Raw genomic sequence first — 25,392 nt, forward strand, 5'->3', positions numbered from 1 at the left:
TTTAATAAGAACATTATACCAAAAAAACTGAATATTTCAAAAAAAATTCTTATCATTCCTCAAAATTGTGATAAAATAGAAGAAAAGTCCAAAGGAGTTTATAATGAATACAAAACAATTGATCGCTAGCGAATTGGCTAGCGTCATTGACAGCCTGGATCAAGAGGCTATTTTAAATTTACTAGAACAACCCAAAAACTCTGATATGGGAGACATCGCCTTCCCTGCCTTTACTCTAGCAAAAGTTGAGAGAAAAGCTCCACAAATGATTGCAGCAGATATCGCTGAAAAAATCAATAGCCAAGCCTTTGAAAAAGTCGTCGCTACTGGACCTTATGTTAACTTCTTCCTTGATAAAAATGCCATTTCTGCTCAGGTATTACAAGCTGTTATCACTGAAAAAGAACACTATGCTGACCAAACTATTGGTAAACAAGAAAATGTTGTTATCGACATGTCTAGTCCCAATATTGCTAAACCATTCTCTATTGGTCACCTGCGCTCAACTGTTATCGGAGATAGCTTGTCACATATTTTCCAAAAAATCGGTTATCAAACGGTCAAGGTCAACCATTTGGGAGACTGGGGTAAACAGTTTGGAATGCTGATTGTTGCCTACAAAAAATGGGGCGACGAAGAAGCTGTAAAAGCTCATCCGATTGATGAACTTCTTAAACTCTACGTTCGCATCAATGCTGAAGCTGAAAATGACCCTAGCTTGGATGAAGAAGCACGCGAATGGTTCCGTAAACTTGAAAATGGAGACGAGGAAGCTCTCGCACTTTGGCAATGGTTCCGTGATGAAAGTTTGGTGGAATTTAACCGCCTTTACAATGAATTGAAGGTTGAATTCGACAGCTACAACGGGGAAGCCTTCTACAATGACAAGATGGATGCAGTTGTAGACATTCTTTCTGAAAAAGGCCTTCTTGTTGAGTCAAAAGGTGCCCAAGTTGTGAATCTCGAGAAATATGGAATTGAACATCCTGCCCTCATCAAGAAATCTGATGGAGCAACTCTCTATATCACACGTGACTTGGCTGCAGCCCTTTACCGTAAAAACGAATACCAATTTGCTAAATCTATCTACGTCGTTGGTCAAGAGCAATCTGCCCACTTTAAACAACTCAAAGCTGTCTTGCAAGAAATGGGCTACGACTGGAGTAACGACATTACTCACGTTCCTTTTGGTTTGGTTACAAAAGAAGGGAAAAAACTCTCTACTCGTAAAGGGAATGTCATCTTGCTAGAGCCGACTGTTGCAGAGGCAGTTAGCCGTGCCAAGGCCCAAATCGAGGCTAAAAATCCTGAACTGGAAAATAAAGACCAGGTAGCGCATACTGTTGGGGTTGGAGCCATTAAATTCTATGACCTCAAGACCGACCGTACAAATGGATACGATTTCGACCTAGAGGCTATGGTATCCTTCGAGGGGGAAACTGGACCTTACGTTCAATATGCTTACGCTCGTATCCAATCTATCTTACGCAAAGCAGATTTCAAACCAGAAACAGCTGCCAACTATAGCTTGAATGATCCTGAAAGCTGGGAAATCATTAAACTCATCCAAGATTTCCCACGTATTATCAACCGTGCGGCAGATAACTTTGAACCTTCTATCATTGCTAAATTTGCAATCAACTTGGCTCAAGCCTTCAATAAATACTACGCTCACACTCGTATTTTGGATGAAAGTCCAGAACGCGACAGTCGTCTAGCTCTCAGCTATGCAACTGCGGTTGTCCTCAAAGAAGCACTTCGTCTGCTGGGTGTAGAGGCACCAGAGAAGATGTAAATCGTTACAAGAGACTGGAACTAAAGTTCTTAGTCTCTTGACGGCAATCGCTATATGGCGAATTGCCTAAACGCTTCACTAATTCACCTAACCAAATAATATCGATTTGGTTAGGCTCATGTCGTAGACTTTTAATCACTTTATTGTAAAGCAATCTAAGCAACTAACGCCAAATCCTATAAGGGATTCGGCTAGGCGCTTCACTAATTCATCTAAAAAAATAACATCGATTTGTTTAGATTACGGATCTTGGTTTGGTACTAGAGTCAGGGGCAGAACAACCACTTTTTTAGCTATGCTATCGTCTGCCTGATTTTATAGTGTCATTACTTGAAAAGCGAAAAATCTTTTTCGCTTTTCTCTTGTTATTAACTTCTTTATCACAGAGGGAGAGACTTTATGAGCCAATATGCTTATATTTTAGTTGTCATCAGTCTTGTCATTCTTTTTCTCATTAACAAATACGAAAAGGAAAAACTACAAGGCCTTCTACAAGAACAGCTTTTAAAGGATGAAACTTTTCGAGCTACTATCAAGGAAAAAATTAAAACAACAGAAAACATCAACGATGTCATCGACTACATCAATAAGGGATATCGTTTGGGAATTATGATTTCAAAGGAAATTGTGGAAGACATCAGAAAATGAGGCTAGGACAAAAGTCCTAGCCTCTCAATTGTCTTTGGATAGTCGAGCAAGACGCAGTGGTTGAGTGAGCTTTACTACGCTGATTTCATCAGCTTTTACAGCCCTACTCAACTGTGCGGAGGTGGGACGACGAAATCGAATTCTAACGAATTACCGATTTCTGTCCCACTCTCATTTTTTCCTGAGAACTAAGATTCCCACCAGTATAACAATCCCTAGTGATGCCATGGTTCCGTATGCTGACAAACTTTCATCAAGAAATTTCTTGGAGAACTGCAACAGAGCGAACTCTAAGAGTAGCAAAGCACTGCATAGCATAATATCCTTGAAGCTTGGTTTTCGTTTTATATACTTTAAAAATGATCTCTGTAGTTTACTCATTTCGATTGGTCTCCAATGACAAAATCAGACCTATCACACTACCAGCTATAAATACCCACCAGCAAATCCTGATATCTTGTAAAGCTAAAAAGGAAAATAGAGACATTCCAAAAGGTAATGTTAAGGAAAAAATCATACTCAAGAAGTTATTACTTCTAGCTAATACGTCTGAACTCAAATTAGACAGTAACAGAGTATCTAATTTAGGCATTGATTTCGACATAAAATACATAACAAAGGCTAAGCAAATAATACCGACCAGAGGAGGAAAATCTAAAATATTGGCAATAGCAAGTAATACAAATAGGAGAGCATTAAGGGATAACAAATTTGAAAAAGATAATTTCCCAAAATAATCATTAGGAGTTAAACTTCCAATAATAGCTCCCCCTAAGCTGACACCTTCAATCAAAAAAAGAGCTTGGGCATAACTGAGATGATAGATATCATGGTCTAATAAGTAAAAATGATAAATACCTCCAATAGCACCTCCTAAAGTGTTCATAATTAGAATAACAAGTACAATTTTGAATAAGGATTTACTTTCCTTTTTTCTAAACACATAGTCCATATCTGCATAGATTGTTTTCATTTGTTGGACTAAATTAATTGGTTGAGTCTCCACAGTTATAGACAAATGTGTCAGTTCTTTTCTATTTTTTAACAAAATCAGAGAAGATAACAGAAAGAAACCTGAGTTCACAATTGCAACTAAAGAAAAATTTTGTTGACTTGTAGTGAGTATCCATACCCCCAGAGCTTGACCTCCTAGATTTGATAAATAAGATACAAATTGAGTAAAGGAGTAGGCTTCATAGAGTTTATCTTCTGAAATATTATACTGAATAATCGGCATACGTAATCCCGCTGTATAATCTGATAAGACATCTGAACATATATTCATTAAACAAATAAAGGCAAAAGTAAAAAAATTAGAATCACGAATTACTATCGCAATCAAGAGAAATAAAATACTTTGCAAGCATCCAACCCAAATAATCATCCTTGCTTTATTTTGAGTCTGATCAGCCTTAATTCCCACATAAAAAGTAAATAAGAATGGCAAAATCGTAATCATATTTGCCACAAATACAGCTAGACTTTTAAATGGCAAACTAGCAGCATAGACGACAAACACCAAATTATAAATATATGCTCCACTTGAACTTAAAAACCTTGATAAAGTAAGTATTCTAAATAGATGATGTTTTAAAAATAGTCTCATAACAGATCGCTCCTATAGTTTAAAATTTTATACATATTTATGATTTGAGGAGATTCTTCTAAATTTCGGAGCGCAACCCTTTGCAGAATAAACCCACTTATTAGTAGTTCTTTTGCTATTAAAATAAAATCATCATTAGGAAAATATTTACAAACTGCTAATAAAGTATCTGCAAGGCCAATCATCCCTCCCCAATATCCAGAAAACTGAGCATATTCAACCAACAAGCTCGAACTCAAATCCAAAATAATATCCTTGTACTCAAATGGATCGATGTATAGTAACATTCGAATAATACCCGATGTTCCATCCAATAAATACGGAGAGGCCGTTGTTGAAGAATTTTTTAAAAATTTTTTACCGTCTATATCTAACGTATTTGATAGTACAATCTCAACACCTTTGTTTATAATTTTTTTATCAAAAGAAATATTATGTAAGAAAATTAAAAAACCAGATAAACCTTCTAATCCAAAATCACGAAAGTTATTAAATAAGGTTAATATTTCAGCAGATGTTGTATTTGTAGTTACAGAGAAGATTACTCTTGATTCTAATAGATTAAAAAATTCTTGATTGCTTAGTGGCAATAATTCAGTATTTATCCAAGCATCAATTTTTTTTTCTTTATTTTTTCTAACATATATATTTGAAAATATTTTTTTAGAAGTAAATATATCTGGTTCATCACTGAATAAATATTTTATCAGAATATCTATATTAGTATCAATACCTTTTTGAAGCAGTAATTCTTTGATGTTATCAATTTTAGAGTCTCTTTCTCCTTTTAACTGTAATCTACCTAGTAAAAATAATATCAAATTTGCGATTTTATAACAATCTGCTTTTTTACCTTCTATATAATTCCATTTTTCTAGACAGATATCGTTGTAGATTCCTACTAATGGACTCTCATTTGATAAATAAGAATTTTCTAAGTCAACAAAGTATAGTTCCAACATATTTGTAATTATAATATTGTCTGGATGAATATCATTCAAAACAATATTTTCTTGATGAAAGTATCCGACTAATTCTATTAGTTTTTCGAAAATTTTTAAAAGAGTAAGAAATTTAAAATAATTTTTAGTGATGTCGTTTTTAGAGTAGGAATATAAATTATAATCATCTACAAAATCTTTTAATGCAACTCCATCTATGAATTCATATATAAAATATCCATTTGTCCACTCATTAATTTTTTCCAATGGCTTAGGACTGTATTTAATAAATTTACTAGATATAATCCACTCTTTTTCTCTTAATTTTCTTCTTTCTATATTCTCATGGGACAATATATGGTTTCGACATTCCTTTATAATGACTCTCTCAGTAGATTCCTTTTGATTAGCCAAATAAATATTACCACCATTGCTACTTTTTAGAATAGAATTTATTTCATAATTATCAGACATATACGTATCTATAAATCTCTGAGGCTCTTGAATATCTTCAATCCATTTAGGTAAATCAAAATAGACTTTTTGATAATCTTGCCAAATTTCACCATCTGGTCCATACATAGTTGGAAAACCATCAATTAAATTATTTTCATTAACTATGTTGCATCCAAATCTGTAGAAAATATTATTAGAATTTTTATAGTTTCTATCGCTTAGTATATAAATGCCTTGTAAATTACAAGGTAATTTTTGATAAATCTTTTCAAGTAACTTTATACAATTCTCTCTATTCCTTGGATAAATTGTTATAAACTTCCCTGATTCCGCCAATGATTCAGTTTCAGAAAAATTTTTATAAATTTTATTAAAGTCAGACAAATACTTGTACATAGCTCCTTCTTGCTCTAACAACTCACTAACTACATCAAATACTTGTTTATAATTATTTATAGTGGCAGAAATATGAATTTTAAAACCAAACTCTTCCAATTCATATAAATTTTCATTACAATATGTAAAATCCGTTCTATCCATAGTTCACCTTTTTACAAATAGATAAAGGAGTATGATATACAAGTCCATACTCCTTATAAAACACTACCAATCTATACCTTAGTTCATTATCCTTTATGAACTGTGCACTTGTATGTTGCTACAAATTCTTTGACTGGTTCTGCATGTGTTGATGCAATCATTGCAAATTTTGTCATTTCTGTTACCTCCTTTATTTTATGAATCAAGTATAACAAAAAAAGCGGGAGTCCCCACTTTTTTGTAATATATTTTTCTTCAAAATAGATAAATTATATTCTAGAAACTATTAAATATGCAACATTAAGAATCGAATTTATTTTTTGTCAGCTAACACCATAAGAATATATTACAACTCCTTGCATGAAAATTGATTTAAAAAGTAGTTTTCATAGTATGTCGCACCATCTACGTATTCTAAATCCTTCAAAATCTCAATACCTCTCTTAATTCTTACACCCCCTTTATCCGATAATGTAAAAATAGTATCGTAATAACCTTTGGCAATCATATAAATAATTTTAAGATAGGCTTCTTGCTCTGGTAAATCTCGCTTTTCAATCTGAAAGATGAAATAATCTGCCTTTAACTTATCTTTTTCCTCTACTGCTTTAAATAGTCCATTAATTAAAATCGTATCAATACTAACTTTATTATCCGGTAAAGAACCTAATAAATCTGTTTTTTGTAGCATCTCCCTAGCATATTTAAAATAGAGCGGAAGAGGAAACAAGGTAGAAATGGTTGAAAATAGTTCTAATTCGTAATTTCCCCAAATATCAATAGTAAAAAAATAGTCATAAAGAAAATCCAACTCTTCATCAGTTGCTGTTGCTTCTAAATCAAAAAATACCAGAACACTTTTGATACGAATCATTTGTAAAAGATAGCTTTTTTCAGCACTTGAGGCATACTTTTTAGATGTCCTTTCGTACAATGCTTGAAGAGAAGCAAGACCTTCTTTTTCATATGTGTTCCAAAGATTTTCTGTAAAAGTCAAATTCTTTTTCTGAGCAAAACCACGTACCAAATACATAAATTCATTCAAATCAGAATGAATATGATCTAAAGCAGTAATTAATTTCACAGATGATAAATCAGCCTCCCCTCGTTCAAATTTGCTCAACATGGAATAAGTAAACTCTCCTCCCGTCGCCTCTTGTAAGGATATATTCCGACTCTTTCGTAACTCTTTAAAAATCTCTCCCATATTTTGCATATTGACTCCTCACACTTCTTAACTATCTAACTCATACAAGTCCGCAATAATCCCTGCAACCTTTTTAATATCTCCCAGCATTCCACGCATCTCAAAGTCAGCTAGAACAGGGAAACCAAAGCGTTGGCTGTATTGTTTAGCCGTCAAACAGTATTGGTTGTTAAAGTTACGATTACCGGATCCTACAACACCAAAACACTTGCTGGCATTGTCACCGTATGCGATAAAATCACCTACTGAAGTGGTCAAAATCTCCACATCACCATTATCAACACCATTGCCACCTTCTAGATAAGTCGGTAGGAAAGCCACATATGGGTTGGTCATTTCAAAGAAGTCTTCCCCTTCCTTGACCAAATCTTTAATATGAATTTTTTCTACTTCAATGTTCTCATACTGTTCTAACAGGTAGGCCTTCAGACGTGTAACGAAACTCTCCGTATTTCCGCTCAGACTGATATAGACTAAGGAAATTTTTTTCATTTTCTCCTCCTTTTTGAATCATAAAAAATAACTACCAAGATTGTATCTTGATAGTTATGCTTTGTCAACTCTTAGGCTAGTTCTTCCTCTTCTTGAGCTTCTGTTAATTCTTTCTGCTGACGCCACATCTTATAGAAGACGATTGCTAGGAAAATAACATTGAGTACAACCCCAAAAATAGCAGAACCTTTGGCACCAAGCTCCGCTCCCATACGGATGTTAGGGTCTGTAAAAAGTGAAACCGCATCCTGAACGCCGATAAAGTTGTAGATAGAACCAACGATGGCAACGAAGACATAAGCAAGATAAGTGTAGTTAGCCAATTGGATGTTTTTACGAATAAGGAAAACCAAAGCCACAACAACTAGAATAACAGATAAGACAACCAAGAGAATGCTGAAGACAGAATGACCATGCTCCGATACCTTAATGGTGTAATCAACGAACTCCTTAGCATAAGTAGCATCTCCACCTAACTTTTCAATGTTGTTCACACTATCCGCAGTAGGTACTGGAGATATGATTCCAAATAGCGACATTGCTGAGAGTAAGGCTGAAAAAATCAGTAATACCCACAGATAGATTGGTTTCTTTTTCATAAAAGTAACCTCCTCATAATTTTTTTATTATTATAGCATATTTTCCGAAGGAGAACAACTGCTACAAGTTCGTTTCCACCTGTTTACGGTAGGCTTTAGGAGACTTCCCACACAGTTTTCGAAAAACCTTATAGAAATAACCTACATTACTGTATCCAACCGTATAGCAGATATCCTCGATACTATCATTTGTAGATAGCAAGAGTTGCTGGGCCGCCTTGATGCGTTGCTTATTGAGAAGCTCTGCAAAGGTGGAATTGGTTTCCTTCTTGATTAGTTGACCCAAATAAACGGGATTGATAAAGAGATCCTTGCTGATATCCTTAAGAGAAAGCTCTTTTTGGTAGTCTCTACCAATGACCTCGAGCACACTGACCACATTTTCATTCATTCGATATTGGCCGAAGAATGATGTCAAGGTTTCCTTGGTATAAGCGACTAAATCCTCAAAAGTTGTTATAGCATGAATGTTCTTGACAATATCTGTCATATCGTCTGCTTTCAAATGTTCAAAAAGATGGAAAACATCCATGACAAACTGGGTAAAGAGCTGCTTTGTGATAGATACCCTCGGTGTGTTTTCAAGGACGATCTTCTCAAGCAAGGTCAATTCATCAATAATTTGCTGGAGATTTCCTTGAATAATCACTCGATAGATAGGTTCGTAGTAAGAAAAGAGACTTTCAGACTGATCTAAATTGACCGAACCATAAAAGAGAGTCTTTTCAACATCACGCTTCCACTTTTCAAAGTTGATTTGATAAGGAGCTTCAAAAGGCATGACTAGCAAACCCTCAAATTCCTGATCTGCAAGGACTATTTGCCAGTCCTGACCTAGAACATAGTAGGGAATGACAAAATCCCCTTGTTTTTCTTTTGAAAGCCCGATCCACCAGTTTTCTTTTTGTGTGAGATGAGTCTTGAATGCTTCTTCATCTAATTGCTGGCTCAAGATTTCTGGCTCTTGAACCTTCTCACGAAGTTGAGTGACGATTTTTTCAAGTAAATGTCCCAGCTCGACCTTATCGACTGGTTTAACCAGATAATCAACCACGCTGAGATTCATAGCTTTTTTGACGTAGTCAAATTCTTGATAGCCCGATAGTAGGATATAATAAGCATCTGGCAACAAGTCCTTCATTTCCTGAATCATTTCAAGTCCTGTTTTGTCAGGCATGTTGACGTCAGATATCACAATATCCACAGGATGTTCTCGGACATAGTCAAGAGCGTCGTCAGCATGATTGGCTGTAGCGACGACTTCCATATCCCATTTATCAAAAGGAATCAAACGCTTGAGACCTTCGGTAATCATGTACTCGTCGTCCACTAATAGTACTTTATACATCTTTATCCTTTCTCCTCATCCTGAATAGTAATTCGATAACGAACACCTTGATGTTCCATTGATTCTACACTAATGTTATAGCGGTCCCCAAAATAGAGAACAAAACGTTCATGAACATTGACGATCCCGATGGACTGTCGTTTTCCACTATAATCCACTGTGTGTTCAAACGTTCTTTGGGCTAATTTAGTTTGAATTTCTGCTAATTTTTCAGCAGACATCCCGCGACCATTATCCACCACTAAAATTTCGACATAGCCCTCTTGTTTCAAAGCCTTGATACTGATAACATTATCCGTTCTTCTGTGATCAACTCCATGGGCAAAATAATTCTCCACCAAGGGCTGGAGGGTGAATTTTGGAATCCGCATTTCTTTTAGCTTGGGATCAATTTTAAAGCCATAGGCGATTGACTTGGGATAGCGAACCATACAGAGATAGCTATATTTGCGACAAAACTCTACTTCTTGCTTGAGCGTCGTTTCTCGTTCATCAGAGATGTTGTTGCGCAAGAGACTACTGAATTCGTAGATAATATCTGCCAATTCGTTCTGATCTGCCATGACTGCGTACATTCGTAAAAACTCGAGAGTATTGTACATAAAATGCGGGTTAATCTGAGCTTGTAATGCTCGCATATTGGCATCTTTTTGACTAAGCTCCAGCTGGTAAATATCGTGAATGTTTTTTTCTAGTCGATCCAACATATCATTTGTCGTTTCCGCAATTAAAAGTAATTCCTGATCTTTCTTCTTAAGATCAATTCTTTTGCCTTGTTCTCCCTGCGCAATATCATGGATTGTCTCCACTAGGTCAACAACTTGTGCTTGATACTTGGAGAATGTCTTCTTCAAAGTCGCATATAAAATGACGATAAAGAGGGCACTGAGGGCAAGGATGATGCCTGAACTAGCCATACTGCCACTAAGTACATAATCTCTAGGCACAGCTACTTGAACCTGATAGCCATGCGATGTTACAGCAAGCAACCAATTTTCACGATCACTTTTTTCACCCAGATGAAACATATCCGTTTCAAAAGGGGAAGTAATGGTCACAGCGATGGGAATGGTTCCTTTGGTATTATCAATAGCCTTATAAAAAACATCAGAAGTCACAGAAATGTAGATCACACCTAAAGGCAGGTCTGATACCGGGTCCGATACTGGGATGGCAAAACTATTAGCTTCTGGCTTGAAACCTTCAGCAGGTAGTTTATAGCCACTACGATTGTCTCTTTTGGAGACATAAACTTCTGTCGAATCCTGTAAAACGATGGCTACGCCTGTTACAAAATCATTGCGCACATAGAGATCATCGATATTTTCATAGATGGATACCGAAATATAAGGCGATGCCTTACGCTCTAGTTGCCAATAAAAATAATCGGGGGTGCTGAGGCTAAAGTACTTATAAATCCCTTCGATGCGTGCCTGATTTTCTACTAAATCTTGAGCTAAACGAGCTGACTCACGATAATAATATTCAACCTCACTCACTGTCCGTGTTAAAACCCGCTGGGAAACATGCTCCGCTTCTTTTTCGCGATTATCCCAGTTTACATAGGAAATCAAAAGGGCAAAACTGGCAATGATAACAATCATCACCCAGCTATAGGTTCGAAGGAGCGAATGAAGCCAAAACTGTTTCATTCTATTTGGACGCCAATTTTTCATGAATGTTTTCATAAACGGGCTCCAATAAATCACTAATAAAGAAATGCCACATTCCAATTCCCACAAAAATGATGAGAGCCGGCATGTAGAAGGCAATGATGGCTAACAAGACACTTCCAAGAAGAATCTTAGCCATGGCTGACAGACTCATAAAAATTCCGATAAAGGCAAGCTTTAGAGTATTTTTGTAGGATAATTCAAAGTAAACCTGCAATTTTAAAGATACCGTATAGGCCAAAAATACCAAAACAACCAGAAAGATATTTAGAAAAGTTGCTGCCAAGTGGAGAATAGTCTGATGCGGCAATTGAACCATCAGATATAAACCATAAATCAAGAGCAAATCGAGTCCCAAAAAAGTATAAAAGCTCAGATTGCTTTTGATAAAAATGCTTTTGTAGAGAGTCCAAGCCTCTTTTAAACGATAAGAACGGTAAGAATAGCCGTGTTCTGCAAATAAACTCATGAGAGTCGCACTAGCTGGCGCAATACCAAAAATCACACCTCCTGCTAGTGTCAATAACCAAAAATAAGCTGTAGCTATCATCCCCAAAAAGAAACGATGAAAGACTAGCTCAATAAAATTTCCCACGGTTTGCCTCCTAAAAAATAATCTAGAACTATTATAACATATTTCAAGCTCTCTCAAAAATAGGAGGAAAGAAAAGGCAGTGAGAGTTGAACTTGCTACCTTTTATAAGCAAGTTCGGAGCAGGTATCCATCCTTGTCAAATGGCCAAATGTTAGTTTATAAAGGATAAATATAATTGTTGAATAATGTTATTTGTGCTATAATAAAGATAGAGATACCTATTAATGACCAAGGAGTTTTCGGAAAAGATAAACATATTTGCAGATTAAATACTTACTATTCAACTTATTTACTGGATTAACAAAATAACGAAAGGAGTAGGGACCATGACTATTTTTATTTTAAGAACTACTTTGTTTTTTATTGTGCTTGGATTGAGTCTTTTCTCTGATAAATTGTTCAAACAACAATATGTAAAAATCGTAAAAATAATTTGCACTATAATCTTATTATTCGTTTCATTATCATATCTGTTCTAAGTTATTTTAAGAATACAGGAATTTGTTTGTCCTGTATTCTTTTTTCTCTATAAAACGTGCATTGATAAAAACGAATAACAAAAACACCCCCTAACTGGGAGTGTTTTCGAGAAAAATAGCAAGATTACCTAAATTTTATTATTTAGCATCATCTTTATGAAGCATGTTTTTAACACCTTCAACGACACCTTCTACAGCATCTTTTGCATCTTCAGCAACTTCTTTAACTTTAGAAACAACTTTTTCAGCAGCTCCTTCGTTTTCAAGTTCTTTATCGCCGATCAATTTGCCAACGCCTTCTTTAACAGATCCTGCTGCTTGAGTTAATTTTTCTTCTGTAGACATAAGTATGTCCTCCTTTTATTTTTTTCTAAATTAGTAATTAGTGAACACGTGGTTCTGCTTTGGCTGTAGCGTCTTTAACAGTTTCAACGCCTTCGCCAACTTTTTCTTGAACGAATTCAGCACCTTCGCCAAGTTTTTCTTGTGCTGCTGCGACACCTGAACCGATACCAGATTTCACTCTAGACAATTGTTCTGACGCGAACTCGCCTGTTGATTCTGCCACGTCAGTTACACGATCTTGAAGGCTAACTGAGTCTGCTTCATGTTGTTCTTTAGTTTTGATGTCAACAACATTAACGTTAACTTCAACTACTTCTAGATCAGTCATTTTCGCAACTTCTGATACGATAACGTCTTTGATTTCCTTGTATAGAGTTGGAACGTTTTTTCTGTACTCTACGATAACGTTCAAGTCAACTGCTACTTGTTCTTTACCAACTTCAACGTTAACACCGTGTGTTACATCGTTAGTGTTAACAATTTTTTCTGTAAGATTTGAGAAGAATCCGCCGTCAACATGTAATAGTCCTGGGACTTTATCTAGTGAAAGACCAATAATTTTTTGAATAACTTTATCTTCGTAAGTTAATTCTCCTCGAACATCTTTAGAAACAACATCTTGTTTTTCAGTTACATTTTTTTCTACGTTTGACATATGAAACTCCTTTATTTATTTAAATAATTCTTCTGTACATAGTATCCCAACCAAATTCCTAAAGCTCCACAAATTAAAACAAACATCGTTTTAAAGAAACCAAAGGATAGGATGAAGCAAGCTAGAATAATACCTACTACACCACATAGAATTGGGTATTGATATTTTTTAAACCATTCCATTTTTTACTTCCTTACTTTACACGACTAACAATTTTCTTAGCTGCTTTTTGAGGGTCATATTCTTTCACTGAAACTTCCAGTTTAACCTCTCGATCAATACCAAAGAATTCTTTCAATCCTTGAGTAATTTCGTTTTGAACTACTTCAAATTTGTTAGCAATGTTATCTGAAAGAACAACTGTACCTTCTACATAAACGAAACATTTCTTTTTCCGAGTATGTACCTGAATTTTGGGATTTTTGACCATCTTGTGTTCATCCAATAAACATCGAACAAACCCTTCAATAGCTGAATTTTTTAGTTTTAATTTATCGTCTTTAGTTCCAAGTTTTATTTCCAGATATTGTCTAGGATAAAACAGGATTACTAACATCCATAATAAAACTAAGATAGACAGGCCTAGAAGCCCCCAAAATACATATCTAGCGAGATAATATTCAAATGATGTCTGTCGCCAGCTAGTCAATTGAATTCCTAAATCACTAACCTGGTGGTAATCTATCAAAATAGGAAGGAAAATTGTCAAGATTAAAATACAGAAAATAAACAATAATATTTTCTTTGATTTTGACATATAAAATCCTTTCAATTAGTGCAACAAACCATAGCTTTACCCGTCATTATAAATTAAAAACTATAGTCTGCTTTCGAGTAAAACATTAACCTTTTTTACCCAAAAAGAACGATACCACAGAAACTACAATCACTGCACCAACAATAGATGGGATGATAGCCATACCAGCTAGTGATGGTCCCCAAGTGCCAAGGAGTGATTGACCTACTGATGGAGTGATTGACCTACTGATGAACCGATTAAACCAGCAAATATATTAGCAATTACTCCCATTGAGCCACCTTTTTTAGTGATTGCCCCTGCTGCAAGGCCGATAAAGCCTCCTACAATAATGGACCACAACATAATATGCGCCTCCTTTCATAACCTCAATATATCTGGGTTGAATATAGTATATCAAAATATGAGAGCGCACTCAAATTATATGCTCACGAATATGTGCTTTAATAAATTTTAAAACAACACAAAAACGCTCTAGACAATATGACTAGAGCGTTTTCTATATATCCGAACATCTAATTTATTTCACAAAAAATGTAGTTTTTCAGTTAATTTTTATTGCAATACATCGAAATTTTAAAATTCAATAATCTTGTTAAATCAAGGTTTTTAAACACCTGATAATATACTTTTATTTTAAAGACTTTTTGCCCGACCTCATTTCATTGTGAGATTTGTTATCTACATTATTTGCCTTTTTCTTTTGTCAAGCAATATGTGAGGACCACTGATGAAATTACTGACATAAGGATTCTCCTTTTAATTTTTTTCTATTTTTGTTTATCATATATTTTAATGTTTGTCTATCAGTCACACATTCGTAATACACATTTATACAAAAAAGCTTTTTGCTTTGGAAGCCTTTAATAATAACAGTTTACATTAATGATTATTTCCCATTTAATACTATTTTACTGTACATACTAATTTCAAATATCTTTTTAGTGCATTAAACCCTTTATTTATCACATCCTTAACTGTCTATAAAAATCAGCATTCATTTCTAACAATTCTTTAAAAGGGACTATTTTTCTAGCTGCACCTGATGGAGTGTACTCCATTGACCAAATAAAAGGATAGGTCAAAACAACTTCATTTGATTCAAGCGATAAATCTAATGTGAACAAATCTGATACTATCAGCTCTTGATAAAATGTGTCTAACTGATTTGTCGTCACCCAATATAAAAAGTCCTTATAATCTATCTCCAAATCCTCCCATTCTAATGTATCGGGAGCGAAATATTCTATTGCATTTAATTTTTCAATATTTATTGCAAATAGACCACCCAAGATATCGTAAGCTATCAAACAACGATTCGAGTTATAACATTTTGAAAACAATTCATTACAGTAGCTGAATCCATTCTCTGAATCATTCCCCAAGATTTTTAAATAACCATTCACAGTTACATAAGAAAAATGTTCTAAGATAAACTTCAGTTCTTGTGGTCTTTCTATACTATCCGTTAGTTTTTTGTTAAATTCAAGGAATTTAATATCATTAGAACTTTCCTCAAATTCCGCAATAATCTTTTTCGTAGTTAACATTTTATTCGTCTACCCTAACCCATTCAACTTTACACTCTTGCTTCATTTTTATTTATATGCACAACATTAAAGAAGCTCAATCGCAGATACTTCATTATCTAAATCAACAAATTCAAACTTCTCAGGATATTGCAGATAATCAATACATTTTTTAAAAACATGAAAAAACTCAGAGAAACAATGTTAAAATCATCAAAACATTTGATTTCTCTGAGATAAAATTTGCTGATTGTACTCGAAACCTAGTTCGTTCTTATCTACGATACTGCTTCAAGAAACGGGTCATCTTTTCTTGGATTTGGGCTAACTCATCTACACGTGGCAGATAAACGATACGGAAGTGATCTGGCTCTTTCCAGTTAAAGCCTCGTCCGTGAACCAAAAGTACTTTTTCTTGCTTCAAGAAATCAAGAACAAACTGTTCATCATCATCGATACGATACATATTGCGATCAATTTTAGGGAAGATATAAAGACCCGCTTTAGGTTTAACCGCAGACAAACCTGGGATATCTTGAATGGCATTATAAATGAAGTTTCTTTGCTCGTAGATACGACCACCTGGTAAGAGTAATTCGTCCACCGATTGGTGACCACCGAGTGAAGTTTGAACAACCTGTTGAGCCAAGACGTTGGAACAAAGGCGCATGTTTGAAAGCATGTTGAGACCTTCAATATAGCCCTTTACATGATGTTTAGGTCCAGACAAGACCATCCAACCCACACGGAAACCAGCGATACGGTGAGATTTAGACAGACCATTCATGCTGACACAGAAAAGGTCTGGAGCCAAACTAGCTACTGGTGTGTGGACATTGCCATCCATAACCATACGGTCGTAGATTTCATCCGCAAAGATAATCAAGTCATTTTGACGAGCAATCTCAATAATATCTAACAAGAGTTCTTTGGGATAGAGGGCTCCCGTTGGATTATTTGGATTGATTAAAACGATAGCCTTAGTATTTGAACTAATCTTAGACTTAATGTCATCTAGGTCTGGATACCATTCAGCTTCTTCGTCACAGACGTAGTGAACTGCATTTCCTCCAGCCAAGCTAACTGCAGCTGTCCAAAGCGGGTAGTCAGGCATTGGAACCAAGACTTCATCGCCATTGTCCAAAAGACCTTGCATAGACATAACAATCAGCTCACTAACACCATTTCCAAGATAGATATCATCAATACCTACATTTGGGAATTTTTTGAGCTGACAGTACTGCATAATTGCTTTGCGGGCTGAAAAGATACCTTTTGAATCTGAATAACCTTCACTATCACGCGCATTCATAATCAAATCATGGATAACCTCATCTGGTGCGGTAAAACCAAACTCAGCTGGGTTCCCTGTATTCAAGCGGAGGATTTTTTCTCCATTTGCTCGCATACGCATGGCTTCCTCAAGAACTGGTCCACGAATATCATAAGCCACATGCTCTAATTTGATTGATTTGTTAAATTCTTTCATTTGAGTTCCTCAATTCATCAGGATAGTTAATATTATACCACTTGATAGAAAAATCGTAAATCGCCCACTACTATTCCACAAAAAAACCTTGCTTAACGCAAGGTAAACAGAGCAAGGTCGATTTCTTTCTATTTTTGGGAGAAGAAAGAGAAAAATATGCACCTCTAGTAAGACATACATCTAAATCTAAAGTCTCGCATATAAACTTCGAATCGAAAACGAAGGCATCGTTATGGATGATAGTTGCATGAACTCATGAATTTCTTCCTGTGTCCAGCAAAACGCAAAGAAAAAATAAGTCGACTCAACAAACAACATAGACGATGTCTGGGCTAATTCGAGTCTGTTTGTAAAGAATTTTACCATATCACTGACTTCTTTCCCTTGCCCTGTCACTTAGTATTATACACTAAAACTTTTGCATTTTCAAATAAGTACATATAAAAAGAACTCTTTTTAAAGCGTCACTTAAAAATTTATACTCAATGAAAATCAAAGAGCAAACTAGGAAGCTAGCCGCAGGTTGCTCAAAGCACGGCTTTGAGGTTGCAGATAAAGCTGACGTGGTTTGAAGAGATTTTCGAAGAGTATTAATTGAATATGATTCTGCTTTGGCAATAAAAAAGAGAGAACCAGGTGATTCTCTCAGTTTTTACTTCTACAAATATCTAGAACGAAATTTAATTCCGCCAGATTATTTCGCAATTTCTTCCAACATTTTTTCAATGTGTTGGATAGATTTTTCACGTCCAAGCAAGTAGATGGTATCTGGTAATTCAGGACCATGCATTTCTCCTGAAACAGCGATACGGATAGGCATGAAGAGGTTCTTCCCTTTGATACCTGTTTCTTTTTGTACTGCTTTGATTTGTGGGAAGATATTTTCTACCACAAACTCATCTTCTGACATGGCTTCAAGTTTTGCTTTGAAAGCTTCAAGAACTGTTGGGACTGTTTCACCAGCCATGACTTCTCGTTCTACTTCTGTCAATTCTGGGAAGTCTGAGAAGAAGAGATCTGTCAATGGAACGATTTCGTCAACTGACTTCATTTGTGGTTTGTAGAGTTCCACCAATTTTTTAGCCTTGTCTGTCAAACGTCCTGCTTCTTCAAGGAATGGTTTTGCCATTTCAAAAATAGTCTCAAGGTCTGCATTCTTGATATAGTCATTGCTCATCCAGTCAAGTTTCTTCTGGTCGAAGGCTGCTGGAGACTTGCTAAGGCGGTTTTCATCAAAAAGTTTGATCAGTTCTTGGCGAGAGAAGATTTCGTCTTCCCCACCAGGATTCCAACCAAGAAGAGCGATAAAGTTAAAGACTGCTTCTGGCAGGTAACCTTTCTTACGATAATCTTCGATAAACTGAAGGGTGTTGGTGTCACGTTTAGACAACTTCTTACCAGTTTCAGAGTTGATAATCAAGGTCATGTGACCAAACTCTGGTGCTTCCCAACCAAGAGCTTCATAGACCATGAGCTGTTTTGGTGTGTTAGCAATGTGGTCGTCTCCACGAATGACGTGAGAGATTTGCATGTCGTGGTCATCGATCACAACGGCAAAGTTGTAAGTTGGGTAGCCATCTTTCTTTTGGATAACCCAGTCCCCACCGATATTGCCACCTTCAAATTCGATATCACCTTTGACCATATCATGCCACTTATAGATACCAGATTCATTAACTGCCAAACGAACAGTTGGGATAATACCTGCGGCTTCACGTTCTGCAACATAAGCTACTTTTTCTTCCTCGCTCATACCAAGGTATTCGTTGATGTAACGAGGTGTTTCACCAGCTGCTTCTTGGCGTTCACGTTCAGCTGCCAACTCTTCTTCAGTGACGTAAGATTTGTAGGCTTTCCCTTCAGCAAGCAATTGGTCGATATATTTTTGATAGAGTTCCAAACGCTCTGATTGGCGGTAGTTTTCATGAGTCTCTGGACTTTCATCCCAATCCATGCCCAACCAACGAAGGTTTTCAAGCTGTGAACGTTCTCCATCTTCAACGTGGCGCTTACGGTCAGTATCCTCGATACGGATGATAAAAGTTCCACCATGGTGGCGTGCATACAAGTAGTTAAACAATGCTGTACGGGCATTACCGATGTGTAATAGTCCTGTTGGACTTGGTGCATAACGCACACGAATATCTTTTGACATATCTTCTCCTATAAAGTCTCTAGGCGTCTGCCTTTTTGCTCTCTATATTATATCACAAGTCTTGCCAGAGTCCAATTTCTCTTTTCGAGAAAAAGTAAAAAGAGTGGAAAACCACTCTTTTTTATTCTATTATAGACGAGCGTTGAGTTCTTTGCTCAATTCTTCAAATCCTGGTTTACCAAGAAGGGCAAACATGTTACGTTTGTAGGCTTCAACACCTGGTTGGTCAAATGGGTTGATGGCATTCAAGTAACCTGAAAGGGCAATTGCCAATTCGAAGAAGTAGATCGTGTAACCAAGAGTGAAGGCATCTTGCTCAGGAAGAGTCACGTACATGTTTGGCACGTCACCATCTGTGTGGGCAAGAAGAACACCATCAGTAGCTTTTTTGTTTACAAAGTCAACGTCTTTTCCTTGAAGGTAACCAAGTCCATCAAGATCTTCTTCCAAAGTAGGGATGATCACGTTCTTACGAGGTTTGTCAACGCGGACAACTGTTTCAAACATGATACGAGTTCCTTCTTGGATAAATTGACCCAATGAGTGCAAGTCTGTTGAGAAGTTAGCTGAAGTTGGGTAGATACCTTTTTGGTCTTTCCCTTCTGTTCAAGCACCCCTTGTGGATGCATCTGCTGGAAATTCCCTTACACTGACTGGCTAGTTTGATTGACTTGCCAATCAACCACTGCGTCATCTATTTTTTCTAATTTAGACCGAGAAGCCTGGACTTTTTGTCCAGGCTCTGAATCAATTTTTTAGACTTTTATTTTTCTAAGTTGCTTGATTTGAAATTTTATTATGGTCAAGCAGTTTCAAAAATCTGAATAGTAGAACCTTTCTCAATTACTACCGCTTGCTCTGCTACAACATGGAGTGTACCAGGAAGGCTCCCCTCTTTTGAACCATCAAAAGAAATCGTGATATGTCCCAGTCCAGTTAAATTTTTTTCTACTACATTTCCTACGGAACTAATCGAATATTCCTGATTATCTACCACCAGCTTGCCACCTTCTAGTATTGAACCTAGCAGATTTTTGTTATCAATCTTAAAACAATACTCTGATAAATCTTCTGGTGCTTCTTCTCCAAATAAAATGAGCATATTGGCATCTTGAATCATATTCTGAGCTTCAGACCCTACTTGAATTACTTTAGTTTCAAAAATTTTCTTCATCTGATTTCTATTCATACTTTCTCTAATTTGTCATAAACTTAGGCTTATAGATAAGTTTAACATAATAGTTCTCTGTTTTCAGGCATCTATCAAAGGTCTACTGATAAAGACCAATACTAGCTATCCAAGCAACTAGCACTCGCGGAACACCATTGAGAAAGCGTGAATAAAGTACCGAAGGGACACCAACCTCAACTGTTTCAGCCTTGGCTTCAGATAGGCCGAGTGCTACAGGAATGAAATCACAACCGTTTTGAGTGTTGATAGCAAATAAAGCTGGCAGAGCCATTTGGGGCGGAATAGTCCCTTTTCCGATTTCGACTCCAATTAAAGTTCCAATAATCTGACTAATAACAGCTCCGGGACCTAACAAAGGAGATAGGAATGGTAAGGAACAGATAAAGCCAATTAAAACGAGTCCCCAGATGTTCCCCGCTAGGGGAACCATTAATTTTGCCAGCCAATTTCCAACACCAGATCCTTGAATAACCCCAATCAGCAAGGAAACAAAGGCCATGAAAGGAATTATTGTATTGAGCATTGTTTGGATGGCTTCACGAGCAGCCTGGTTGAAAGTTGCAACGACCTTACCAGCCCCCATCCCAATTCGTGCTACAATACTTGTTTCAGCTTTTTGCTCTGTAATTTTTTTACTAGTATCGTAAGTTGGCTTTTCAGTTACCACAGTTGTCGCTTTTTCGTCTTCATTAGCAGCAGAAATTTGATTAAGGCCAACTGCTGACACATAGATTTCCTCGGTTATATATTGAGCTAGAGGCCCACTTTTCCCTGTAGCGACAATATTTATTGTAGGGATTCCCTTTTTAGGATAAATACCACAGCGAAGAGTACCGCCACAATCCACGATTGCTAAAGCAATTTCCTCATCTGGGATAGAAGTTTTAAACCCATTAACAGCTTCCATACCGGTCAAATCAGCAATTTTATCTACAATATCTGGCTTTTCTCCGCCGCCAGTAATATAGATGAATTTATGCTTAGCTTCACTAGGTGTAATGACCAAAGGTCCTCCGAAACCGCCATTTCCTTTAACAACTTTTATACTCTTATATGACATAATTTCACTCTTTCTATAAATCAAATGTTTTACTCAAGGTAACACCTTGCTGTTTTGCTACATAAGCAGTTGTAAAATCGGTTACCCAACCACCTACAAAGTTCATGACAAGCCCAACAAGCATGTAACGAATGGCTAAGTCCATTTGACTTAAACCTAAAGTTTGAATTCCTGTCGCAATTCCCATCCATACAAATAATTCCCCAGGATTGATATGTGGAAATACACCATTTGAAGTATGGCAAAACTGCATCTGAGCTGCTACAAAACTAGGTTTATAATATTCTGGTAAGAAACGTCCCATACTGATTGCCATCGGATTTCCCAGCATAAAAGCTGAAATGAAAGGTAAAATCATATACCGGCTAACAGGATTTTTGGCAGAAATCTTAGCCAAGGAATTGACCTTCTCTTCTCCCAAGAAAGCGATAAGGGTATTCATTGCAATCAATAGCATCAAGACAAGAGGTACAATATTTGTCATCCAGCTAATAAAGGTTTCTCCACCTAATTGGAAGAGTTTCATAAAACTCTCTGCAAATTCTGTAATGTAATTCATAAGGAACTCCTTTTCTTATTTTTTTTAAATAACTGTTTAATAGATAATTGTAAGTAATCCGCATAAAAGCCGAATCCCAGAAAAGAATCAGAAGAACTTGTCTCTTTCTCAATACCTGCCTCATGCCAAAGATAGACTTTTCTAGCATCTTCTATAGCTGATTGCATCAACTTATTTTCTTTTCTCACAAGAGGATTATACTTGTCAAAATAATGGATGTCTTCTCCAACATAATCGTCCATATTTTGAAAACGCGCTAAGATTGTGACTCCTTGCATTTTGCTAGCTTTAAGAACCCGACCGTTTTCATCAACCGCGAACATGACAATCGTACCGGATTTGATTCTTCCGGATTTTCTGCCAATCGCTACGCGCCCCAGTTTCCGGAGCATCGTATAGGTCTTATTGAAGTCTTTGAGTTGCTGCCAGCCGAGGAACATTTGAAATATATAAGCTGCCATGACAAATACAGCGAAAATTATTAGCGAATTCATTAAAATACTCCTTTGCTCTTAGAAAATGATAGAAATTCTGTCTCTGTTTCTACAGCCCTCAATGCTTCTTTTAGAGAAGGCTCTCCTGCAATTCGAAAAATGTCGTCATACAATTCCAGCAATTCACTTTCCATTTTTCTTTCAATTTCTGAGGGTATAGCGACTAGAAAGATAAATTCAATCCAATCATCTCCTTTTTGATAAGGCTCTTCTAGTTTTCCAAACATTAAAATAGTTTTTGCATAACCTTGGTTAATTGTATGGGGAAAAGCAATTCCTCCGCCAAAAACGGTTGATTGTTTTTTCTCCCTATCAATTATCCGATTTCTAAAACCTTCATCAATCATCTGAAGTTTCTCTAACTCTGCAACCATATTTAGCAAGTATTGATGATAGGTTTTTTGTGGACCTAATCGAACAAATCGTAAGCTGACTGTTTCTAGATTTCTTTGATGAAAAGCATTGGCTCTCTGCCATTCTTCCCGCAACCATTGATCATCAAAAAGATGATTAACTTGAATGACTGGAGATTTAGAATCTTTATATTTTAGAGGAACTGTCGTAAAAATCGCGAAATAGTCCTGATTCAAATCCACATTAAAATCCTCTTCAGAATACTGAGTAATGTCTACATCATTTCCAAGGATTCGTCTGAGTTGCTGAATAATCATCGCAGCAGTTCCTCTTCCTGTTGTGCAAACTACAGCTATCTGCTTGCGAGAACTATTTACAATAGAGTTTTGCTTTCTTAAAATCATTTCAAAATACAAAGCCAAATATCCGATTTCAGATAATTCCAATTCAGAACCAAAAATTGCAGATAGTTCTTCTCCAGCAATTTTCGCCATTTCAAAAGCAAAAGGATATTGAGTTTGAACCTCGCCATGAAATATATCATTAGCTTGCACATGGAAAATCAGTCGATTGATTAAGGGGCCTAGATGAGACTTGATTTCTTCAAATAATTCTTCATCATCAAAGTTAACCAACATTGTTTCTTTGACTTTCTTGACAATCCCTTGAAAAATGTTTGCAAGCTGTTCAGATTGATAAGACGGCTTGCTTAAAGTGTCAATAAAACGGACATTAAAAGGAAAACACAAAAAGTCTATTTCAAACTGACTGAGGGAAATCTTATAAGTCATCACAATATGATAGATTAATTTCTCAACCAAAGGGGTCTCTGTTAAATCATTCCTATAGTAAGGAATAGGACAACTCAACACCCTAGATGCATGAATACGCTCCACCATAATTGAAATGGTCTTTCGAAGGAGTTCCTTTGTTTCTTTCGGGATTTTATACTCCTGGAGTAGCGTCTCCAGAAAAGAAGATGTTGCCTCGGTGAGTGTCCTTCCTTCAAAGTAAGGGGCCACTTGGTGAATATAGAGCAAGCGCAAATTCAGCTCGTCCCCCAAGACCTCCAGCCCACGGTTGGGCTTTCCTGAAATAGTGATAGAGTAACTCTCTGCCAAAGATTTTACTTGTTTTAAATCCTTATTAAGGGTACTTCTACTAACACCTGCTTCCTCAGCCAAGTCGTCAATAAGAAGAGGGGAGTTTGACTTAATTAAACGTTTTAGTAAATAGGCAATTCTTTTACTGGAAGAATTGAAGTCACTCTCCTGTTTTAAACTACCAGATAAAATCCTTTCCAACTCTGTATAGTCATACACTTCTAACATTAACTTATCATCTTGTGAGATAATCTGGATATTAGGAGCCAAAACATCATTTAATTGTTGGATACTCTTTTGCAAGGTTTGCATACTAATATCCAGCTCTGAGCGCATATCTATCATGGAATAAGTTGGCTGTGAGACCATTTTTTCTAAAATGTTATACCATCGATTTACTAAGGTCAACTCTCTTCCTCACCTTCATTTTTTTAACCGCGAGTTTTCCCTCCAGCAATATTTGTAGTGACTCCAGTTATATAGCTAGAACGATCTGAAATATAGAATGCTACAAGATCAGCTACTTCCCGTAGTTTACCACTTCGTCCCAAAGGAGTTGTTGAAGTTGAAGCATAACCAGCTCGAATATCTTCTACCGTCTTTCCACGGGTATAAGCAAGAGCTTCCTCATAAGAAAGAGTTCGAAGTCCCGTAGCTTCCATAATTCCTGGAGCAATTCCAACCACACGTACACCATGCTTACCCAGCTCTTTCGCCCATGAACGAGTGTAACTATAGACTGCTGCTTTTGTTGCAGCATAGGCACTTTGTCCTTCAGAACCTTCCAAGCCTGCTTCTGAAGCCATGTTCACAATTACACCTTTTCCATTTTTCACTAAAATACGTCCTACTGCCTGACTAACCAAATACAAACCTTTTTGATTAATCATTGTTACTTTTTCAAACGTTTCATCGTCTAACTCGTAAGGACCTTTAGGATTTTCTGCATCAATTAATAATCTGGGAACATTAATCCCTGCATTATTGACTACCGCATCAATATTGCCAAATCTTTCAACTATTTTGGCAACACCCTCTTCTACTTCAGAGCGAGAAGTTACATCAACTTTTACAAATAATAGATTCGGGTGACGCAAATCGTTGTCGCTAAGATCAAAATTCGCTACATTGACTCCTAATTCCAGCAATTCTTCAACGATTGCCTTACCGATCCCAGATGACGCGCCAGTCACAAGAACTGTTTTGCCTTTTATGTTTAACCAATCATTCATTTTGATACCTCTCAAATTTTATTTACAAGGCAATTATACAGCGCTTTCATAAAAGAATTAAGACACTCTTTTTTACACTTTTAAAAAAA

At 36.3% G+C, this 25,392-nt stretch carries 23 protein-coding genes and 2 pseudogenes; 2 read left to right on the forward strand and 23 right to left on the reverse strand.

Annotated elements, in window-relative coordinates; all coding sequences use genetic code 11:
* Positions 1-103: 103 nt before the first annotated feature.
* Together argS and QM867_RS04640 are read left to right on the forward strand one after the other, a co-directional pair.
* On the forward strand, positions 104-1,795 hold the full coding sequence (gene argS / locus QM867_RS04635) for an arginine--tRNA ligase (protein WP_414315252.1): 1,692 nt from the start codon (positions 104-106) through the stop codon (positions 1,793-1,795).
* Between the two features lie 399 nt (positions 1,796-2,194).
* Entirely contained in the window at positions 2,195-2,443 is a 249-nt protein-coding gene (locus tag QM867_RS04640; protein ID WP_414273771.1) for a MarR family transcriptional regulator, read from the forward strand.
* Between the two features lie 373 nt (positions 2,444-2,816).
* Here the strand turns inward: QM867_RS04640 and QM867_RS04645 are convergent, their stop codons facing one another.
* The 23 genes and pseudogenes from QM867_RS04645 to QM867_RS04755 form a co-directional block, all read right to left on the reverse strand.
* A complete protein-coding gene (locus tag QM867_RS04645) occupies positions 2,817-4,049 on the reverse strand; it encodes a transporter (protein WP_281335510.1) in 1,233 nt (410 codons plus the stop codon).
* Positions 4,046-5,986: a kinase gene (locus QM867_RS04650; protein ID WP_281335511.1), complete on the reverse strand. Its 1,941-nt coding sequence runs from the start codon at positions 5,984-5,986 to the stop codon at positions 4,046-4,048. The genes QM867_RS04645 and QM867_RS04650 overlap by 4 nt, the downstream gene beginning before the upstream one ends.
* A gap of 346 nt (positions 5,987-6,332) precedes the next feature.
* Positions 6,333-7,202 carry an Rgg/GadR/MutR family transcriptional regulator gene (locus QM867_RS04655; RefSeq protein ID WP_414273772.1) on the reverse strand — a complete coding sequence of 290 codons (870 nt, stop codon included), beginning with the start codon at positions 7,200-7,202 and terminating at the stop codon, positions 6,333-6,335.
* An 18-nt stretch (positions 7,203-7,220) separates the two neighbouring features.
* Positions 7,221-7,685 carry a class Ib ribonucleoside-diphosphate reductase assembly flavoprotein NrdI gene (gene nrdI, locus QM867_RS04660; RefSeq protein WP_414315253.1) on the reverse strand — a complete coding sequence of 155 codons (465 nt, stop codon included), beginning with the start codon at positions 7,683-7,685 and terminating at the stop codon, positions 7,221-7,223.
* A gap of 71 nt (positions 7,686-7,756) precedes the next feature.
* Positions 7,757-8,284 (reverse strand): hypothetical protein, encoded by a 528-nt coding sequence (locus QM867_RS04665; RefSeq protein ID WP_049548206.1) that lies wholly within the window; start codon positions 8,282-8,284, stop codon positions 7,757-7,759.
* Positions 8,285-8,345: 61 nt separating this feature from the next.
* On the reverse strand, positions 8,346-9,632 hold the full coding sequence (locus tag QM867_RS04670; protein WP_075229747.1) for a response regulator transcription factor: 1,287 nt from the start codon (positions 9,630-9,632) through the stop codon (positions 8,346-8,348).
* Between the two features lie 2 nt (positions 9,633-9,634).
* A complete protein-coding gene (locus QM867_RS04675) occupies positions 9,635-11,308 on the reverse strand; it encodes a sensor histidine kinase (RefSeq protein ID WP_414315265.1) in 1,674 nt (557 codons plus the stop codon).
* The gene (locus tag QM867_RS04680) at positions 11,286-11,900 is read right to left on the reverse strand and encodes a YesL family protein (RefSeq protein WP_414315254.1); all 615 of its coding nucleotides are present in this window, start codon (positions 11,898-11,900) and stop codon (positions 11,286-11,288) included. Before QM867_RS04680 ends, QM867_RS04675 begins: the two co-directional genes overlap by 23 nt.
* Positions 11,901-12,517: 617 nt before the next feature.
* The gene (locus tag QM867_RS04685) at positions 12,518-12,724 is read right to left on the reverse strand and encodes a CsbD family protein (RefSeq protein WP_248034801.1); all 207 of its coding nucleotides are present in this window, start codon (positions 12,722-12,724) and stop codon (positions 12,518-12,520) included.
* A gap of 37 nt (positions 12,725-12,761) precedes the next feature.
* Positions 12,762-13,379, reverse strand: a complete 618-nt coding sequence (locus tag QM867_RS04690) for an Asp23/Gls24 family envelope stress response protein (protein ID WP_153224848.1) — start codon at positions 13,377-13,379, stop codon at positions 12,762-12,764.
* 11 nt (positions 13,380-13,390) lie between these two features.
* Complete coding sequence (locus QM867_RS04695; RefSeq protein WP_060955197.1) at positions 13,391-13,561, reverse strand: DUF2273 domain-containing protein; 171 nt, start codon at positions 13,559-13,561, stop codon at positions 13,391-13,393.
* 11 nt (positions 13,562-13,572) lie between these two features.
* A complete protein-coding gene (gene amaP, locus QM867_RS04700; RefSeq protein WP_153224847.1) occupies positions 13,573-14,136 on the reverse strand; it encodes an alkaline shock response membrane anchor protein AmaP in 564 nt (187 codons plus the stop codon).
* A gap of 85 nt (positions 14,137-14,221) precedes the next feature.
* Positions 14,222-14,481, reverse strand: a pseudogene (locus QM867_RS04705) (GlsB/YeaQ/YmgE family stress response membrane protein).
* A gap of 620 nt (positions 14,482-15,101) precedes the next feature.
* A complete protein-coding gene (locus QM867_RS04710; RefSeq protein ID WP_414315255.1) occupies positions 15,102-15,686 on the reverse strand; it encodes a DUF2625 family protein in 585 nt (194 codons plus the stop codon).
* 253 nt (positions 15,687-15,939) lie between these two features.
* Complete coding sequence (locus tag QM867_RS04715) at positions 15,940-17,154, reverse strand: pyridoxal phosphate-dependent aminotransferase (RefSeq protein WP_045762715.1); 1,215 nt, start codon at positions 17,152-17,154, stop codon at positions 15,940-15,942.
* A gap of 694 nt (positions 17,155-17,848) precedes the next feature.
* Positions 17,849-19,309 (reverse strand): glutamate--tRNA ligase, encoded by a 1,461-nt coding sequence (gltX, locus tag QM867_RS04720; protein WP_414315256.1) that lies wholly within the window; start codon positions 19,307-19,309, stop codon positions 17,849-17,851.
* A 129-nt stretch (positions 19,310-19,438) separates the two neighbouring features.
* Positions 19,439-19,915 (reverse strand): annotated as a pseudogene (gene pgi, locus QM867_RS04725) (glucose-6-phosphate isomerase); the annotation flags it as partial.
* A gap of 196 nt (positions 19,916-20,111) precedes the next feature.
* Entirely contained in the window at positions 20,112-20,483 is a 372-nt protein-coding gene (locus tag QM867_RS04730; protein WP_049478985.1) for a PTS glucitol/sorbitol transporter subunit IIA, read from the reverse strand.
* A 97-nt stretch (positions 20,484-20,580) separates the two neighbouring features.
* Positions 20,581-21,561: a PTS glucitol/sorbitol transporter subunit IIB gene (locus QM867_RS04735; protein WP_000120696.1), complete on the reverse strand. Its 981-nt coding sequence runs from the start codon at positions 21,559-21,561 to the stop codon at positions 20,581-20,583.
* 13 nt (positions 21,562-21,574) lie between these two features.
* Positions 21,575-22,120, reverse strand: coding sequence for a PTS glucitol/sorbitol transporter subunit IIC (locus tag QM867_RS04740; RefSeq protein ID WP_001106813.1), 546 nt, complete (start codon positions 22,118-22,120; stop codon positions 21,575-21,577).
* Positions 22,117-22,614: a transcriptional regulator GutM gene (locus tag QM867_RS04745; RefSeq protein ID WP_049548210.1), complete on the reverse strand. Its 498-nt coding sequence runs from the start codon at positions 22,612-22,614 to the stop codon at positions 22,117-22,119. The genes QM867_RS04740 and QM867_RS04745 overlap by 4 nt, the downstream gene beginning before the upstream one ends.
* Complete coding sequence (locus QM867_RS04750) at positions 22,614-24,440, reverse strand: BglG family transcription antiterminator (protein ID WP_371620840.1); 1,827 nt, start codon at positions 24,438-24,440, stop codon at positions 22,614-22,616. The genes QM867_RS04745 and QM867_RS04750 overlap by 1 nt, the downstream gene beginning before the upstream one ends.
* Positions 24,441-24,502: 62 nt before the next feature.
* Complete coding sequence (locus tag QM867_RS04755) at positions 24,503-25,303, reverse strand: SDR family oxidoreductase (protein ID WP_038804195.1); 801 nt, start codon at positions 25,301-25,303, stop codon at positions 24,503-24,505.
* Between the last annotated feature and the right edge of the window lie 89 nt (positions 25,304-25,392).

The organism is Streptococcus infantis (assembly GCF_047463635.1).
GTDB classification, from domain to species: Bacteria; Bacillota; Bacilli; order Lactobacillales; family Streptococcaceae; genus Streptococcus; species Streptococcus infantis_W.